Origin of the sequence: Pseudidiomarina gelatinasegens, assembly GCF_004025325.1 — a bacterium.
GTDB classification, from domain to species: Bacteria; Pseudomonadota; Gammaproteobacteria; order Enterobacterales; family Alteromonadaceae; genus Pseudidiomarina; species Pseudidiomarina gelatinasegens.
In genome coordinates this window covers 218,555-235,719 of record NZ_RSFE01000003.1, presented here as the reverse complement: position 1 = coordinate 235,719, position 17,165 = coordinate 218,555, and the positions used below count along the sequence as shown (strand labels likewise).

Genomic DNA, 17,165 nt, shown 5'->3' with positions numbered 1-17,165 from the left:
TCCTATGACCAAAGATTTATTTGACGATCAACCCGCATTGCAACCCAAAGCAGCGTTGCGGGTTGCAGAATTGCGCGAGTTATTAACCCGATACAATCGCGAATATTATGAACTCGATCAACCGTCCGTGCCTGATGCGGAGTATGATCGATTGTTTCGTGAGCTGGTGGATCTCGAACATGCGCATCCTGAGTTGAAAAGTGATGACTCGCCAACGCAAAAGGTTGGCGGTCAGGCACTTGATGCGTTTACTCAAGTTACCCATGAAACCCCCATGCTAAGCCTTGATAACGCTTTTGCTGAGACGGAATTTGATGCGTTTGTGCATCGTGTCACGGAGCGTCTCGATAGTGCATCTGACATTGCGTTCTGTTGTGAACCAAAGCTTGATGGTGCGGCAGTTAGTATTTTATATGAAGACGGTTCATTGGTGCGTGCAGCCACCCGTGGCGACGGGCAAACCGGTGAGGATATTACGGCAAACGTTCGTACTATTCGCAATGTACCGTTGCAACTTTCAGGCAACTTTCCGCGTCGGTTAGAAGTGCGCGGTGAAGTGTTTATGCCAACCCATGCTTTTGAGCAATACAATGAGCGTGCGTTAGCAGCAGGCGAGAAGGTTTTTGCAAACCCGCGCAATGCAGCGGCCGGTAGTTTACGACAACTCGATTCACATATTACGGCAAAACGGCCGTTGCATTTTTACGCTTATAGTATGGGTGTGGTGAGCGATGATTGTGATTTGGCAGCGACACATTTTGACCGCTTACAGCAGCTAACGACGTGGGGCTTACCAATTAGCAACGAAGTAAAAGTAGTAAGCAAGCCAACCGACTGTAAAGCCTATTATGAAGACATATTGAACCGTCGAAACAGCCTGCGTTACGAAATTGACGGCATAGTATTGAAAGTTAATTCTATTGCGCAGCAGGATGACCTTGGCTTCGTGTCGCGCGCACCAAGGTGGGCTATCGCTTGGAAGTTTCCCGCTCAAGAAGAATTAACCATTATTCGTGGCGTTGATTTTCAAGTTGGCAGAACTGGCGCAATCACGCCGGTAGCTCGACTTGAACCTGTTGCAGTTGGCGGCGTGGTCGTTTCAAACGCAACGCTGCATAACGCCGATGAAATTGAACGTTTGGACATTCGTATTGGCGATACAGTTATTGTTCGCCGAGCGGGAGATGTGATTCCACAGGTCGTACAGGTTGTTCATGAACGCCGGTTAGAGCAAAACCAGAAGATTGAATTCCCGCAAAGATGTCCAATTTGCGATTCTCACATAGAGCGTGTTGAAGGTGAGGCTGTAGCCCGCTGTACAGGGGGGCTCATCTGCGCCGCGCAGCGTCGCGAAGCAATCAAACATTTTGCTTCACGCAAAGCCATGGATATAGATGGGCTAGGTGACAAGCTTATTGAGCAATTGGTTGAGCGCGAATGGATTAAGTCGCCTGCTGACTTATACCGATTGCGTTCGCGCGAGCTGGCTCACTTGCCTCGAATGGGTGAGAAGTCAGCTGAAAAAATTATTGCTGCAATTGCAGTAAGTAAAAATACCACGTTACCGCGCTTCCTATTTGGCCTTGGTATTCGTGAGGTGGGTGAGGCAACTGCGGCGAATCTAGCTGCTCATTTTGGTGACTTGTCGGCAATTGCTAGCGCGACTATGGACGAACTTGTACAAGTCAGTGATGTTGGTGAGATTGTTGCCAGCCATATTTTCCAATTTTTCCGTGAGCCCCATAACCAACAAGTTATCGATCAACTGATTGAATTGGGAATTACATGGCCTGCGGTTGAGAAGTTGGCGGCCAGCGAGGCAACACTGGCCGGTAATACCTATGTATTGACCGGAACATTGAGCCAAATGACGCGTGATGATGCAAAGCAGGCTTTGCAGGCGCGCGGGGCCAAAGTATCAGGAAGTGTGTCGGCAAAAACGACTGCGGTGATTGCTGGCGACAATGCGGGTTCAAAACTCACGAAAGCAGAGCAACTGGGTGTACCAGTATTGAGCGAGGCCGAATTGCTCGACCTGCTCAATTAATAGATTGGCTTACGACTGCGTATTCAACCGGGTTACATCAACATAAAGCTTAAGTTGTTGGCCCGGTTGTAAATAGTTCTGACGGCTTATTTGGTTCCACTTTTCAATATCGGTAATGGTTACACTAAACCGCGATGCAATAAGTGCTAGGGAGTCGCCAGAGCGTACTTTGTAATTGAGGCTACGCACAACGCCCGAAGGCTTTTCTGATTGCGGCAGCCAAACCACAAGTGTCTTGCCAGGTCGCAATGGATCAGTCGGTGCCATGCCATTCCAGCTTGCTAGACTGCGCAGGTTGACGTTATATTCACGACTGATATCCCACAACGTATCACCACGAACCACATCATGCTCAACTTTATATGCGCCGCGCGATTGCGATTGTTTAGAGACCAAACGTTGTTCCGCCGATAAGTTGTAATCATCCAGATCTCGGGTTGCTACCGGAACCAAGAGGAAATCGCCGGCACGAATAATGTGCCCATTGATATTGTTGGCGCGCTGTATGGCTGTCGCCGTTGTGTGATACTGCTTGGCAATAACCAACAAACTTTCACCAGACTTCACCTTGTGGCGCGTCCATTGAACCAGCTCTTTGCTGTCTGCTGTTTCTAGCCAAGCTTGTAGCTTTTCGGCATGTTCTATCGGTAACAACAAACGGTGCGGACCAACAGGATCTGTCGCCCATCGGTTATATGCCGAATTAAAGTGATGCAGGGTATCCAGATCAAGCTCGGCCATTTCCGCAGCTTTGGCCAAATCGATCTGGCTGTGTGCATTAACAACCGCTAAATACGGTTTGTTTTCGATAGGTAGCCAATGTTTTGCGTAGTCTTCACGATTTTTTAAGATATCAGCTAAGGCAAGTAATTTCGGTACATAAGCGCGGGTTTCACGGGGTAGGTCGAGTGACCAGAAGTCGGTTGGTTTACCAGCTCGCTTGTTCTTTCGAATCGCGTTTGCAACCCGTCCCTCGCCTGAGTTGTATGCGGCTAACGCATGCAACCAGTCGCCATTAAAACGTTTTTGTAGTGCATCTAAATAATCGAGAGCAGCATGAGTTGCCGCGTAGACGTCACGACGGCCGTCATACCACCAATTGATTTCTAAGCCATAATGGCGTGCTGTTCCAGGAATAAACTGCCATACACCAGCAGCTCGGCCGTGCGAATATGCGAATGGGTCAAACGCACTTTCTACAATCGGCAACAATGCCAACTCAAGTGGCATACCACGCCGTTCAATTTCGTCAACAATCAGATACATGAAAGGTTGGGCACGGGTGGCAACACGTTCCATGTAGCGGGGGTTTTTCATGTACCAATTGCGCTGACTGACCAAACGAGGTAGCTCGGGTGCGTTAAAGGTTAGCTGGCGGCGAATGCGCTGCCACAGATCAGCTTCTTGCTGCGGCGTAAGCTCAATGACAGCAACTTCCTCTTCAATCTGCGTCTCGGCGTCTGTTGGTTCGCTCGCAACGTCCTCCGGTTCTGCGACTGGATTTTCGGGCACGGTGATAACCGCAACGTCGGCATCTGCTGGCGCGTCGTTCCAAGGTGTTAAAGAACAGCCGGTAATCAGACTGGTAGAGATTGCTAGTGCTAACCATTTTTTCATGTACTTCATTCCAAAACTCGAAAGTGCCTGCAGTTTACGGGATTAAAATTGGTCTTTCCACTGCCGTAACCTAGCAAATTGCTCGGTTGAGGCGGCCCGTAAAAATGGATTTATTTGTTTTTCTAACCCAATAGTACTTGGTAAGGTTTTCAGCCCATGAGCTCGTAGTTGCTTAACCTGTTCACTGTATTGGCTTATAGCGGCATTATCTGGTTCTGCTGTTAAGGCAAACTCGATATTTGCAGCTGTGTACTCATGAGCACAATAGACGTTGGTATTGTCAGGTAGTTCAGCTAAGCACTGTAAAGAATTGTGAAATTGCTCTGGGGTGCCTTCAAACATGCGGCCGCAACCGGCTGAGAATAATGTATCGCCAACAAATGCGTGACCCTGTGTGTAAAAACAAATGTGGTCAAGCGTATGTCCCGGGGTTTCAAATACGGTGAATTCGCGTTCACCGCCAATAGGGGTAAAACGTTCAAGATGCCCTAATCGGTGAGTAACGCCTTGAATATCGTTACCGCGCGGACCATACACTGATACAGGATAATCTTTCAGTAAAGGAAGTAAGCCGTTAGTATGGTCCCAATGATGATGGGTAATAAAAAACGCTGAAATTTTTACATCATGTTGACGTAGCCATTCACGCACGGGTTGGTCGTCACCTGGGTCAACAATGATGGCATCGCTACCATTGTACATTTGGATAGCCCAAATATAGTTATCATCAAATGCAGGAATTGCTGAAATATGCATGGGATCACCAGTTTGCTTTTAAGTACGATTCATTACACCTTTATAGGTGCTGATTATAATGGGAGCAAGCAATGATGTTAACGCCTGCGCGTCGAGAAAGCGCGAATGATGGCCCTGCAAGCTGGCAACAGCTGCCTCATGGCGTCTGGATGCAACAGCAATTGAGTCATGTTTTCGGGCCCTACAGTGCAAAAATATTTGGTTATTACTTAGCTCGCGTTGGGCACTTAGCGAAAGAATTAGAGCTACCTGAATTGCGAGTCCGCCATCAATTCTCTGCAGCCCAACATGGTGAGAGTAACATTCTTGCTGAACTTGAGTACTGGCCATTTGCAGAGAATGCTCTTGATGCTGTAGTGATGATTGGGCAGCTCGAGTTTGAACGCGACCCGCATCAAGTGCTAAGGGAAATGAGCCGTAGCCTTATCGCTGATGGTTATCTACTTATTGCTGGTTTCAACCCTTTTAGCCCGTCGGTATTAACGGGATGCTGGCCCGGAAACACAAAGCAACCGCCATGGAGTGGTCGCTATTTTAGTAAAGCCCGTATTACCGACTGGTTGTCGCTGCTTAATTTTGAGATTATTGACGCAGGGTATGTTGCACCCACACTCTTGATAGCAAGAACTGCCCGCGCTGATTTTGGGTTAGCGGGCATTACACGGTTTATCCCACAACTTAATAGCATGTATTACATTGTTGCGAGAAAACGGGAGTTTCCACTAACCGTAATGCGTGTTAAGAAGCGAATGAAACCGCAGATGAATGGTCTACCTATTGCTAATCGCGTAAAGTAACTCATGTATTGAACAAAAAATAGGAGTTGTTGATGTTAAGTTCACAAGAATTGTGCGCGCAAGCGCGGAGTAACGTTAGCGAAGTTGATGTGCATGAATTGCAGCAAAAAATTGCCGAAGGTGCACGTGTAATTGATGTGCGCGAGCCAGGTGAATTCGCAGCAGGGCACATTCGTCAGGCCGTCAACATGCCGCGTGGCGTGTTAGAAATGCAGATTAATCAACACCCAGCCGTAGCTGGCTATGATGATGCGCTGCAGCGTATTGCTGCAGAACCACTTTATTTGATTTGTCGTTCTGGGGGACGCTCAGCGTTAGCTGCAGAATCATTGGCACGCATGGGGTTTGATAAGGCGAAAGTTATTTCTGTTGTTGGCGGAATGCAGGCTTGGGAAGAAGCCAAATACCCGCAAGTTGCCGGCGAATAATTAAGCATCTGGATTAAAGCCTGTATCCTCAAGTAAGTCTTTTCCACTTGCAGCGATACGGGCTAATTCATCACAACGCTCATTTTGCGGGTGTCCCGCATGACCCTTTACCCAGTCCCAACGTATTGTATGCCGTTGTGTGGCAGCATCGAGTGCTTGCCAGAGGTCTGCGTTTTTCACCGGTTTTCGATTCGAGGTGCGCCAGCCATTTTTTTTCCAATTATGTATCCAGCTTTGTATGCCTTGGCGTAAGTACTGACTATCTGTAGTAACCACCACATCACAGGCACGCGTCAGCGTCTCTAAGCCCTTAATCGCTGCAAGCATTTCCATACGGTTATTGGTTGTTAACTGGTAGCCTTGCGCTAACTCTTTATGATGCTTCCCATACTCAATAACGACACCATAGCCGCCAGGCCCAGGGTTACCAAGGCAAGAGCCGTCGGTATAGATGTGTACTTGCTTCATATTTGATACTCGTTATTGGTTAATCGTTGTTCGTTATTCGTTATTCGTTATTGGTATTAGTGTGTCTGTTTTTCAGAACAACAACAAGCTCCGCAATCGAATAGCCTTTAAAAGGAAGTTTCTGCTAGACTGGCCGTCCTTAAACGAATAACGAACAACGAACAACGAATAACGAACAACGAACAACGAGTAACTAAGATGCGGCAAATAATATTAGATACCGAAACGACAGGCCTCGACCCAGCTCAAGGTCACCGAATCATTGAAATCGGTGCGCTTGAGGTTATTGGGCGCAAGCCAACAGGCCGTACCTTCCATGCTTACATCAATCCACAGCGGGTTGTTGAACAAGAAGCAATCGAAGTGCATGGAATCACAAATGAATTTTTGGAAGATAAGCCGGTTTTTTCGCAAATAGCTGCTGAATTTCTTGATTTCATCAACGGCGCCGAACTCGTCATTCATAACGCCGCGTTCGATGTTGGCTTCATGGATCATGAGTTTGCATTGTTGCGTGACGGCACCGGTAAAACCACAGATTACTGTACTGTGTTAGATACCCTGATGCTGGCGCGAGAAATGCGACCAGGCCAGAAGAATAACTTGGATGCGCTGTGTCGCGCCTACGGAATCGATAACTCGAACCGAACCTTTCACGGCGCACTATTAGATGCTGAGTTGCTCGCCGATGTTTACCTGATGATGACCGGTGGGCAAACGAAACTCGAGCTGGCGGCAAATTTGAAAGGCAGTCAGGGTGAGCAGTCCACAGGATGGACCCGAGTTGAGCAAAAAGCTGCGCTTAAAATTGTTCGGGCAACACAGGACGAAGAGCAAGCACATCGCGATCGGATAAAGATAATCGATAACGCGCTTTGGTCGTAGAGTATCGAGTTTTGAGCCGTTTTGCTTGTTTTTCATGCAAACGATTCAAAAGTTGAAAAAAAAGGTTGACGATAGTAGCACGCGCTCGTAATATTCGCTCCGCATTCAGGGGGACCCATCCGGGAAACTCAGAAGCAGGAAAGCGGAGCGGTAGTTCAGTTGGTTAGAATACCGGCCTGTCACGCCGGGGGTCGCGGGTTCGAGTCCCGTCCGCTCCGCCACTTTCCTGAAATGTAGTTGTTATACCGCTGCGGAGCGGTAGTTCAGTTGGTTAGAATACCGGCCTGTCACGCCGGGGGTCGCGGGTTCGAGTCCCGTCCGCTCCGCCATCTCTCAAGTTTTAAACTCTCCATATCAAATCCTTGAACGTCTGTATTTTCAAATTAATGACCTGAAAAAACATATCCTTGCGCAAGAATTAGCCGAACTGCAGCAAACTTGGGGCAAATTGTTACAATTGTGCCATGAACGGCTCTTGAGCCGAACTTCCTTGAAGAGTACATTAGTAAGGTTAAATTCACACAAGGGAGAATAACTATGCGCAAGAGCCTTATCGCTGTTGCTATTGGCGCGGCACTCACGGTCGCAGCCTGTTCTGATAAAGACGCAACTCAGCAAGTCAATGAAACTGCTCAAACCGAGCAAGCTCAAAACTCAGCATTTAACCAAAGCAATCCTTTCTACGCAGAAAGCACACTGCCGTACAATGCACCAGATTTCACTCAAATCAAATTTGAGCATTACATGCCAGCGTTTGAAGCAGGTATGGACGAGCATGCGAAAGAAATTGAAGCAATCGCAAGCAACCCAGAAGCTCCAACATTTGAAAATACCATTGTAGCCATGGAGCGTTCCGGTGCATTGCTAAGCCGCGTGGCATCAGTTTTCTATAACGTAGCAGGTTCAAATGGTAATGACGATACGCGCGCTTTACAGGGCGAGTTAGCACCAAAAATGGCAGCGCATAGCGATAATATCTCGTTGAACCCTGAGCTATTTGCTCGTGTGAAAGCGGTATATGACAATCGCGAGGGTCTTGACGGTGAAGCACTCCGTTTGGTTGAAGATACGTACAAAGGCTTTGTTCGTGCCGGTGCGCAATTAAACGAAGAAGCGAAAGGCAAAATTCGTGAAATTAACTCCGAAGTTTCGTCTTTGACGACAGAGTTCCAGCGTAACTTGATGGCATTGGCAAAAGAAAACATGATTGTTGTCGATGACAAAGCGCAACTAGCTGGTTTGAGCGATTCTGAAATTCAGCAGCTTGCAGATGCCGCGACCTCAGCCGGTCATGATGGTAAGTACGCAATCTCCATCACCAATACCACCCGTCAACCGATTCTTTCGTCACTGGAAAATCGTGAACTTCGCCAACGCGTTTGGGAAGCTTCAGCATACCGTGGCACTGGCAACACCGAAACTGACAACCGTCCTTTGGTTAAGCGGTTAGCGCAGTTGCGTGCAGAAAAAGCACAGTTGCTTGGCTATGACAGCTGGGGTGACTACGTGCTTGAGAACAGCATGGCTGGCAGCCCTGAAGCAGCACAAGAAATGTTGCGCGACTTGGTTCCAGCAGTGGTCAGCAACGTTGAAGCGGAAAAAGCAGAAATCCAAGCCATGATTGACCGCGAAGGCGGTGATTTTGACGTACAACCGTGGGATTGGGCGTATTACGCTGAGAAAGTTCGTGCCGAGAAATACGCGCTAGATTCTGAAGAAGTTAAAAAATACTTCGAATTTAACCGTGTTGTTGAAGATGGTGTGTTCTTCGCTATGAACGAACTGTTCGGTATCACCTTTGAACAGCGCGACGACATTCCAACATACGGCGACAACATTCGCGTTTATGAAGTAAAAGACATCGATGGCGAAACGCTCGGCTTGTTTTACGGTGACTGGTTCACACGTGATGGAAAACGTGGCGGTGCTTGGATGAGCTCGTTTGTTAGTCAGTCTAATTTATTAGACAAAAAACCAGTTATTCTGAACAACCAAAACATCAAATTAGCAGCTGAAGGTCCAACCTTCCTGAGCTTTGATGAAGTAAGCACCATGTTCCATGAAATGGGCCACGGTTTGCACGGCATGTTCTCAGACGTTATGTACCCGTCGCTTGCTGGTACATCTGTATCGCGTGACTACGTTGAGTTCCCGTCAACCTTCCAGGAAGATTGGATGTTGAATGAAAAGGTTCTCAATAACTTTGCCAAGCATTATGAAACTGGCGAACAAATGCCAAAAGAATTGCTGGACAAAGTGTTAGCGGCGAAAAACTTTAACATGGGTTATGACACGTTAGAGTACATTGCTTCTGCGTTACTCGATTTTGAATATCACACCTTATCGCCAGAAGCTGCAGCCAGCATTGAAGATGTCGCGGCATTTGAAGCTGCTGCGCTCGAGCGCAACGGTGTGGCTATTGACGCAGTTCCACCACGTTACAAATCAACCTTCTTTGCGCACGTATTTGCTGGCGGTTATTCAGCTGGTTATTACGCGTACATGTGGTCAGAAATTCTTGCTGCAGATGCGTTTAAATACATGCAAGAGCAGGGCGGTTTAACTTTAGAAAATGGTCAGAAATTCCGTGACACTATTTTGTCTAAAGGGAACAGCAAAGACCCAATGCAACAGTACATTGACTTCCGTGGCCAAGAGCCAACTGGTGAAGCCTTACTAGAGCGTCGCGGTTTAACGACACCTAAAATCGATTAATACGTGATTACAGTGTTAAAGGGGGACAGAGCTAGCTCTGTCCCCCTTTTTTTGATATACAGGTTGGTAAAATTTGTGCGAAAGAGAGTACAGGGATGCCAGAGATTTTGTTTGCTTCACAGCCTATTTACGATTGCGACGGCCATATCTATGCGCATGAGCTGCTTTATCGTCATGAAACGGGGATTACGGCGTTTGAAGTCGGTGATAGTGTCGCAACCAGTGAAGTACTTTATAACCTGTGCACAGGCCTCTTAGAGTACGTTGAGCACATCAAATTACCGGTGTGTGTGAATGTCTCAACTGAATTTCTGCTATCTGGGCTATTTCTACCTTTAGCGCCAGAACACGTAATTGTCGAATTGGTTGAACGGATTGAGCCAAACGATGAAATTGTTGCAGCAATTAAGCGATGGGTTGCGAAAGGGTTTCGATTTGCACTGGATGATTTTGAATTTCAAGACGGTTGGAAGCCCTTGCTCGATCTCGCCACTATCATCAAAGTTGATATTGAAAGAACCCCATTTGATGTGGCTAAGCAGCGCTATCAAGAACTCCAACATCTTGATGTACTTTGGCTTGCCGAACGCATTGAAGATGAAACAACACTGCAACAATATCAGGAATTAGGCTTTGACCTGTTTCAAGGCTACTTTCTTGCCCGACCAACAGCTGTTGAAGGTCGGCGCGTACCATCAGCGGCTGCAACGCAACTAACGCTGGTCATCAACCAGTTATTTGCAGAAGACCCTGAGCTGTATGAGATAGTTGCTGCGCTGCAAACCGACCCCGTGTTGGTGGTTAACCTATTGCGAATCGCTAACAGCCCCTATTACGGACTGACTCGCAAAATTGAGTCGTTAAAAGAAGTGGTTATGTTATTAGGCCTTGAGCCGCTGCGCAAATGGGTGTTGTTAATTGTAGCGGTAAAAGGGCAGGCACCGGAAAAAACGAAGTTAATACTGACCCGCGCTTACATGTGTAGCGAATTAGCACGTAAAAAAGACCCGTTCAATCGCTTACCAGGGCCTGCCTTCTTAGTTGGCCTGTTGTCAGGCTCAGAGGTTCTTTTAGGTATTGAAAAACAAACATTTCTTGCTGACTTAAATGTTTCGGAATCGGTTCGATCTGCAGTATTGAATGACGAAGGCGAGCTGGGGAAATACCTGCAAGCAGTGCAGCAATTTGAATATGATTTAGCGATGAAAAAACCGCTGGAAGGGCATGGCGATTTGTTTGATATTTATCAGCAGTGTCACTTCTTAGTTGATGAATTGCTTAACAACATTGTGATCGAATAACCACCAAGCGCTAGTGATTCAGGCCATATCCTGCTATAATTCGGGCCACTTTTTTCTGTCCTGAACTAATGAATAGGAATCACTATGTCGACTGATAGTTCAAAGATTATTTACACTGAAACTGATGAAGCTCCGCGTTTAGCGACGTATTCGTTGCTGCCAATTATTCGTGCTTTTACCGATGCGGCAGGCGTGTCAGTGGAAACCCGTGACATCAGTTTAGCGGGTCGTATTATTGCGAGTTTCCCGGAGTATTTAACGCAAGAACAGCGCATCAATGATGCCCTTGCCGAACTGGGCGAATTGGCTAAAACACCTGAAGCTAATATCATTAAGTTGCCGAACATCAGTGCATCCATTCCACAGCTGATGGCTGCGATCAAAGAGTTGCAGGAACAAGGTTATAAACTTCCAAATTATCCGATGGAAGCAAAAACCGACGAGGAGCGTGATGTTAAATCTCGTTATGACAAAATCAAAGGTTCTGCAGTAAACCCTGTGTTGCGCGAAGGTAACTCTGATCGTCGCGCGCCAACTTCGGTTAAAAACTTCGCAAAGAAACACCCACACCGCATGGGTGCGTGGAGTAAAGACTCGCGAACGCACGTTGCACATATGAGCGACGGCGACTTCTACAGCAGCGAACAATCGACAACGTTTGCACAAGCCGATGACTTAAAAGTTGTGTTGAACACACCTGCAGGCCAAACCGTACTCAAAGATTCCGTCAAAGTATTAGCCGGCGAAGTTGTTGATGCTGCACGCATGAGTGCTTCGCAACTTCAGGCATTCTTTGCCCAAGAAACTGCAGCGGCTAAAGAGCAGGGTATTTTGTTATCACTGCACTTAAAAGCAACCATGATGAAGGTTTCTGACCCAATCATGTTTGGTCATGCCGTAAAAGTTTACTTCGCTGAGGTTTTCGCAAAACACGCAGATGTATTTAATAAACTCGGCGTTGACGCAACCAATGGTTTCGGTGATGTGTTGGCGAAAATTGCCGACCTTCCAGCAGATCAGCGCGCTGAAATTGAAGCAGATATTCAAGCGGTTTATGACAAACAGCCGGAATTAGCGATGGTTAATTCAGACAAAGGCATTACCAACTTGCACGTGCCAAGCGACGTGATTATCGATGCATCAATGCCTGCAATGATTCGCGATGGCGGCACCATGTGGGATCGCCAGGGCAAAACCCAAGAAACTAAAGCCATGATTCCAGATCGTTGCTATGCAGGTGTTTATCAAGCCACTATCGACTTTTGTAAAGACAATGGTGCGTTCGATCCAGCAACTATGGGCACCGTACCAAACGTCGGTTTGATGGCGCAAAAAGCTGAAGAATACGGCTCGCACGATAAAACGTTTGAAATTCCGGCTGATGGCACAGTTGTTGTGTTAAACAAAGCTGGCGAAACTGTATTTTCACACGAGGTCGAAAAAGGTGATATCTGGCGTATGTGCCAGGTTAAAGATGCACCAATTCGCGACTGGGTGAAGCTGGCGGTTAATCGTTCACGTTTAAGTGGTATGCCTGCTGTGTTCTGGTTAGATGAGAACCGTGCACACGACGCTGAATTGATCAAAAAAGTGAATGCGTATCTGAAAGATCATGATACTGACGGTCTTGACCTTCGTATTATGGCCCCAACTGAAGCGACTACGCACACGCTAGCACGCGTCAAAGAAGGCAAAGACACTATTTCAGTTACCGGTAACGTATTGCGCGACTACTTGACTGATTTGTTCCCAATTCTAGAACTGGGTACGTCAGCGAAAATGCTGTCAATTGTTCCACTGATGAACGGTGGTGGCTTGTTCGAGACTGGAGCAGGTGGTTCTGCACCGAAGCACGTACAGCAATTTGTTGAAGAAAATTACTTACGTTGGGATTCACTTGGCGAATTCTTAGCATTAGCAGCGTCATTGGAGCACTTAGCTCAGCGTAACAACAATGACCGTGCACAGATTTTGGCTGATGCTCTGGATTCTGCAACGTCAAAATTCCTTGAAAACAATAAGTCGCCGGCGCGCAAGCTAGGCCAAATCGATAACCGTGGCAGCCACTTCTATCTGGGCATGTACTGGGCAGAAGCATTGGCGGCGCAAAGTAAAGATAAGGCGTTGGCTGAGCGTTTTGGTAAGTTGGCTAAATTGCTCAATGAAAACGAAGCTAAAATTGTTGAAGAGCTGAACAGTGTGCATGGTCACCCTGTTGAAATCGGCGGGTACTTCCAGCCAAATCCAGAGTTAGTTGATAAGGCCATGCGTCCGTCAGCAACTTTGAACAGCACATTGGCTAGCTTGTAAGTCTGTTTAAGTAGAATGTGAAAAACCGAGGCTGTTTGCCTCGGTTTTTTTATAGCTAAACGATGGGTAAGCGTAATCGTGAGGTGTTAGACTAATAAACGAAACTGCCGTACTTAATTTGGCACTTACCCTTTTGAGGAATAAATATGACTGACCAAGTAGAATATATTCAAAGCCCATTATGCCGCGAATACACGGATGACGGACATAAAGTTGAAATTGATATCTACCGTACTGAGGACAGTGGTTGGGTTCTTGAAATTGTTGACGAGGGTAATAACTCGACGGTGTGGGAAGATAAATTTGAAACCGATCAAGAAGCGCTAGATGAAGCACTTGACGCGCTAAAGCAAGAAGGCATACAAGCCTTTGTGGGCAGTTTCGAATAATTCAAAGAACGTGCTGAGCCCAATTTAATGGGGCTCAGCGAGCCAACTCAATAAATCCTCACCGACTTGTTCGCTGGCGTGCCCTAAAGCCTGTACAGCGCTGGCTGCAGAAGAATCATTTAACGCCACCTCAGCTTGAAAAGTTTTGCTTGCGGTTAAACGGCGGTTTTTTATATCAATAAGTTGTGCATCGAATCGCACCGTAGCGAACGCGCCTGCCGTTGATTCGATGATGTGAAACGCCTGCAGGCGACCAGCTACTTGCCATTGCGCATCTAAACCTTGTTGCCGTGAACTGATGTCGTCAAAGCGTGCGTCGCGCCATAAGGCATCAAGCAGCCAGTTTTGCCACACTAATGCAATAGGCGCGCTCCAACGAGCTTCGGAGTAAGCCACAATGCTACCGTTATTAGCCACGCGTAAAATACGCTCAAGTTGCAACATATCAGCTAGCTCAGGCTCTGCTACGCTTATTTGTCGCTTTGAAACGGCAGCAAAATAACTCACTTGTGCTGGCTTTAACGTATAAAAATCAATGGGCTTAGGTTCAGGTAAGATACTGCAACCCGGCGCAAGTAAGATAACTGCGGTAATGGCGAAACCAAGTCTTTTATTCATGGTTGATACTCCCGCACTTGCTCGCCTTCAAACTTGGCGGCGATGGCATTTAAATGCTGCAAGGTGCGTTGCAGCTCCATTAGAGTTGGACCCACTTCGGCAATGCCCGCCATTCCGGCATCGATATTCCCGCGATTCTGGCTGATTAATTGATTGAGTTCAGCACTCGCACTGGCCAGGTTATTTAAAGTCTGATCGGCCTTATCAAATAAGGGTTCGCTGCGTTTTGAAACCTCTTCTTCAAGTGAAACCAAAGAATCGTTTAATTGTTTGGTGCTGGCCTGCAGGTTGTCAAGAACGCTGGCGATACTGCTGGACTGCTGTGCCAGTTCGGTACTAAAGGTATCGACATTGGTAAGGATAGACTCGATAGATTGCATATTAGTGTCTGAAAACAATCGATTTGCGTTGCTGATCATTTGGCTTACGTTAACAAAGAGCTCCTCGGTGCTAAGCCGAAGTTGTGTCAATTGCGAAGGCTCTGCAATGATTTCTGGTATACCTTCACCGTTATTAATTGGTGGGCTTTGTGCGACACTTTGTTCTAAAGCAATGCCACTGGCGCCGGTAATATTTAACAGCGATAAACTCGCTACAGTCGCCTGAGTTACAGGCGTTGCTGCATTAATTTGAATACGGGCACGCACCACCCGCGCATCGTCTTTATCTAAGCTTAGGCGGGTAACTTCACCAACATTAATCCCGTTGAATTGCACTGGGCTGGCAATGGTTAACCCTGAAACAGGTTCCTTGAAAAGTACGTCGTATTGCTTGTACGCGCGCTCTGAGTCAGCCTTAGTGAGCCAGAGCACAAATGCAAGTGCCCCTAGCAGCAGGGTGAGTGTTAACACCCCAACAATAATATGGTGTGCTTTAGTTTCCATCGGTTAAACCTCCTTGCGAGCGGCGTGCGCCGCAGCGCGTCCACGTGGGCCATGGAAATAGGACTGAATCCATGAATCAGGGTTCGCTACCACCTTTGCAACGGTATCAACAGCCACGATACGTTTATCAGCAAGCACTGCAATACGGTCACAAATTGCATAAAGTGTGTCGAGATCATGCGTCACCAGAACAACCGTTAAGCCAAGCGCTTTTGATAGCGTTTTAATCAACCGATCAAATGCAGCGGCATTGAGCGGGTCAAGCCCGGCGGTCGGCTCATCTAAAAACACTATGTCAGGTTCGCGAATCAAAGCACGTGCTAATGCCGCGCGCTTTACCATGCCGCCGGATAATTCGGCGGGGTATTGTTCGCCAGCTTGCTGATTGAGCCCAACCAAGGCCAATTTAATTTGTGCCAGATGCAGTGCTTGTGCTCGGCTCAAACGCGTGTGCTCTATCAAAGGTAGGGCGACATTTTCTGCAACGGTCATTGAAGAAAACAAGGCGCCATGTTGAAACAATACCCCAATTGGTGATGCATTAAGTATAATTTCACCGGTATCGGGTTTATTTAGGCCAATAGCGGTTCGCAGCAATACTGACTTGCCCGCACCCGAGCCACCCACCAGACCAATTATTTCACCGCGGTAAACATCAAGGTTAAGGTTTTGATGCACCATCTGATTGCCAAATCGGTTACTGATTTGGCGCATGGATAAAATTGTTTCGGCTGGCTGAATCACCAATTCATCTCCATGAAAAATAATGCCGCGATGGCATCGAGCAGGATTACAGCAAACAGTGCCTGTACCACGCTTGAGGTTGTGTGCTGACCGATAGAGCGCGCACTATTGGCAACTTTAAACCCCTCTAAGCAGCCAATAGTTGCAATTACGACGGCAAAAAACGGTGCTTTGCTCATACCTACCCAAAAGTGACGTACCGGCACCTCATTAAGAATGGACAGGTATTGGTTCCACGAAATATCCAGACTGCCGACAGCAACAGCAGCACCACCGGCTAGGCCGGCCAAAATAGAAACAAAACCTAACAGTGGCAACATAACCAGAAGTGCCAATAGACGCGGTACAACAAGTAGCTCAATAGGGTCCAACTGTTCCACGCGCATGGCATCAAGCTCTTCATTTACTTTCATAGCGCCAATCTGAGCAGTAAAAGAGCTCGCCGTTCGGCCTGCCAGCAAGATAGCGGCAAGTAATACTCCCAGTTCACGCATAAAACCGAAGGCAACGAGGTCGACGGCGTAAACAGTGGCGCCGAACTCCGTCAGTACCGTTGCCCCTAAAAAAGCAACCACGGCGCCAACTAAAAAGGCCATTAAACTGACAATAGGAATGGCTGCTAAGCCAGCCTGTTGCATGTGGTAAAACCATGCCGTGACGCGCCATCGGGAGGGACGAACTAGAACTGCTACACACGTGAGTACCAGATCACCAATAAAGTTAAGGAGTAGCACCAGTTGATGAACTTGGTTGCTAACGTTTTGACCAAGCTGGGCGATCAAACCGACCGCGGAGAAGGATGGTTTTGCGGTATAAAGCTCGGTTGTTTGGGTGGCTTGCACCGCGCTGGCAAAAATATCCCGCTGGTCAGTTGTGAGTCCTTGCGCATGCGGCAGCAGTTTATCAAGCTGTGGACTGCCAAGGTAATCGGCTAATAAGCTGGCTGTATTGAAGTCAACTTTGCCTAAGTTGGAACAATCTAGCCTTGTGGTTTCAGGAGCGGGTGGTAGTTGTTGAATTGCGCGGTTAAGCGCGATGTAGTGCTCAAGTGTCCACTCACCACCTACTTGCAGTAGCTTTTCGGTATTATCGTAGTGAATAAACCCTGCGCGTGACATAAAACCCCAACGTAGTGGCTAGCTTAGAAAAATACTATAACAACTATTGAACATTTAGTCAGTTTTCACGCAAATTTTACAGCCAATT

15 protein-coding genes and 2 tRNA genes are annotated in these 17,165 nt (G+C 47.3%); 10 read left to right on the top strand and 7 right to left on the bottom strand.

Features of this window, described 5'->3' with window-relative positions; translation table 11 throughout:
• Positions 1 to 4 precede the first annotated feature (4 nt).
• Entirely contained in the window at positions 5 to 2,047 is a 2,043-nt protein-coding gene (gene ligA, locus EGC76_RS05320; protein ID WP_128351970.1) for an NAD-dependent DNA ligase LigA, read from the top strand.
• A 9-nt stretch (positions 2,048 to 2,056) separates the two neighbouring features.
• Here the strand turns inward: ligA and EGC76_RS05315 are convergent, their stop codons facing one another.
• Both EGC76_RS05315 and gloB read right to left on the bottom strand, forming a co-directional pair.
• Positions 2,057 to 3,664 carry a LysM peptidoglycan-binding domain-containing protein gene (locus EGC76_RS05315; protein ID WP_128351969.1) on the bottom strand — a complete coding sequence of 536 codons (1,608 nt, stop codon included), beginning with the start codon at positions 3,662 to 3,664 and terminating at the stop codon, positions 2,057 to 2,059.
• Between the two features lie 42 nt (positions 3,665 to 3,706).
• A complete protein-coding gene (gene gloB / locus EGC76_RS05310; RefSeq protein ID WP_128351968.1) occupies positions 3,707 to 4,420 on the bottom strand; it encodes a hydroxyacylglutathione hydrolase in 714 nt (237 codons plus the stop codon).
• Between the two features lie 71 nt (positions 4,421 to 4,491).
• Between gloB and EGC76_RS05305 the strand changes: the two genes are divergently transcribed.
• The gene (locus EGC76_RS05305; RefSeq protein ID WP_128351967.1) at positions 4,492 to 5,217 is read left to right on the top strand and encodes a methyltransferase domain-containing protein; all 726 of its coding nucleotides are present in this window, start codon (positions 4,492 to 4,494) and stop codon (positions 5,215 to 5,217) included.
• Between the two features lie 32 nt (positions 5,218 to 5,249).
• Positions 5,250 to 5,645 (top strand): rhodanese-like domain-containing protein, encoded by a 396-nt coding sequence (locus tag EGC76_RS05300; protein ID WP_128351966.1) that lies wholly within the window; start codon positions 5,250 to 5,252, stop codon positions 5,643 to 5,645.
• On the opposite strand, the gene rnhA is transcribed toward EGC76_RS05300, so the two are convergent.
• Positions 5,646 to 6,113 (bottom strand): ribonuclease HI, encoded by a 468-nt coding sequence (rnhA, locus tag EGC76_RS05295; RefSeq protein ID WP_128351965.1) that lies wholly within the window; start codon positions 6,111 to 6,113, stop codon positions 5,646 to 5,648.
• A 198-nt stretch (positions 6,114 to 6,311) separates the two neighbouring features.
• Here rnhA and dnaQ point away from each other — a divergent pair, with 198 nt between their 5' ends.
• The 7 genes from dnaQ (at position 6,312) to EGC76_RS05260 (ending at position 13,713) form a co-directional block, all read left to right on the top strand.
• Positions 6,312 to 6,998 carry a DNA polymerase III subunit epsilon gene (dnaQ, locus tag EGC76_RS05290; protein WP_164876798.1) on the top strand — a complete coding sequence of 229 codons (687 nt, stop codon included), beginning with the start codon at positions 6,312 to 6,314 and terminating at the stop codon, positions 6,996 to 6,998.
• Positions 6,999 to 7,142: 144 nt separating this feature from the next.
• Positions 7,143 to 7,219: transfer RNA gene (locus tag EGC76_RS05285), tRNA-Asp, on the top strand.
• Positions 7,220 to 7,250: 31 nt separating this feature from the next.
• Positions 7,251 to 7,327: transfer RNA gene (locus EGC76_RS05280), tRNA-Asp, on the top strand.
• A gap of 208 nt (positions 7,328 to 7,535) precedes the next feature.
• Positions 7,536 to 9,713 (top strand): M3 family metallopeptidase, encoded by a 2,178-nt coding sequence (locus tag EGC76_RS05275; RefSeq protein WP_128351963.1) that lies wholly within the window; start codon positions 7,536 to 7,538, stop codon positions 9,711 to 9,713.
• Between the two features lie 95 nt (positions 9,714 to 9,808).
• Positions 9,809 to 11,014, top strand: coding sequence for an EAL and HDOD domain-containing protein (locus tag EGC76_RS05270; protein WP_128351962.1), 1,206 nt, complete (start codon positions 9,809 to 9,811; stop codon positions 11,012 to 11,014).
• Positions 11,015 to 11,098: 84 nt separating this feature from the next.
• Complete coding sequence (locus tag EGC76_RS05265; RefSeq protein WP_128351961.1) at positions 11,099 to 13,324, top strand: NADP-dependent isocitrate dehydrogenase; 2,226 nt, start codon at positions 11,099 to 11,101, stop codon at positions 13,322 to 13,324.
• A gap of 146 nt (positions 13,325 to 13,470) precedes the next feature.
• Positions 13,471 to 13,713: a hypothetical protein gene (locus tag EGC76_RS05260; RefSeq protein ID WP_128351960.1), complete on the top strand. Its 243-nt coding sequence runs from the start codon at positions 13,471 to 13,473 to the stop codon at positions 13,711 to 13,713.
• Positions 13,714 to 13,737: 24 nt separating this feature from the next.
• Here the strand turns inward: EGC76_RS05260 and EGC76_RS05255 are convergent, their stop codons facing one another.
• Genes EGC76_RS05255 through EGC76_RS05240 form a run of 4 tightly spaced genes read right to left on the bottom strand, consistent with a single transcriptional unit; the run spans position 13,738 to position 17,077 of the window.
• On the bottom strand, positions 13,738 to 14,331 hold the full coding sequence (locus EGC76_RS05255; RefSeq protein WP_128351959.1) for an ABC-type transport auxiliary lipoprotein family protein: 594 nt from the start codon (positions 14,329 to 14,331) through the stop codon (positions 13,738 to 13,740).
• On the bottom strand, positions 14,328 to 15,215 hold the full coding sequence (locus EGC76_RS05250; RefSeq protein ID WP_128351958.1) for an MlaD family protein: 888 nt from the start codon (positions 15,213 to 15,215) through the stop codon (positions 14,328 to 14,330). Before EGC76_RS05250 ends, EGC76_RS05255 begins: the two co-directional genes overlap by 4 nt.
• 3 nt (positions 15,216 to 15,218) lie before the next feature.
• Entirely contained in the window at positions 15,219 to 15,959 is a 741-nt protein-coding gene (locus tag EGC76_RS05245; RefSeq protein WP_246013907.1) for an ABC transporter ATP-binding protein, read from the bottom strand.
• Complete coding sequence (locus EGC76_RS05240; RefSeq protein ID WP_128351957.1) at positions 15,956 to 17,077, bottom strand: MlaE family ABC transporter permease; 1,122 nt, start codon at positions 17,075 to 17,077, stop codon at positions 15,956 to 15,958. The genes EGC76_RS05245 and EGC76_RS05240 overlap by 4 nt, the downstream gene beginning before the upstream one ends.
• Between the last annotated feature and the right edge of the window lie 88 nt (positions 17,078 to 17,165).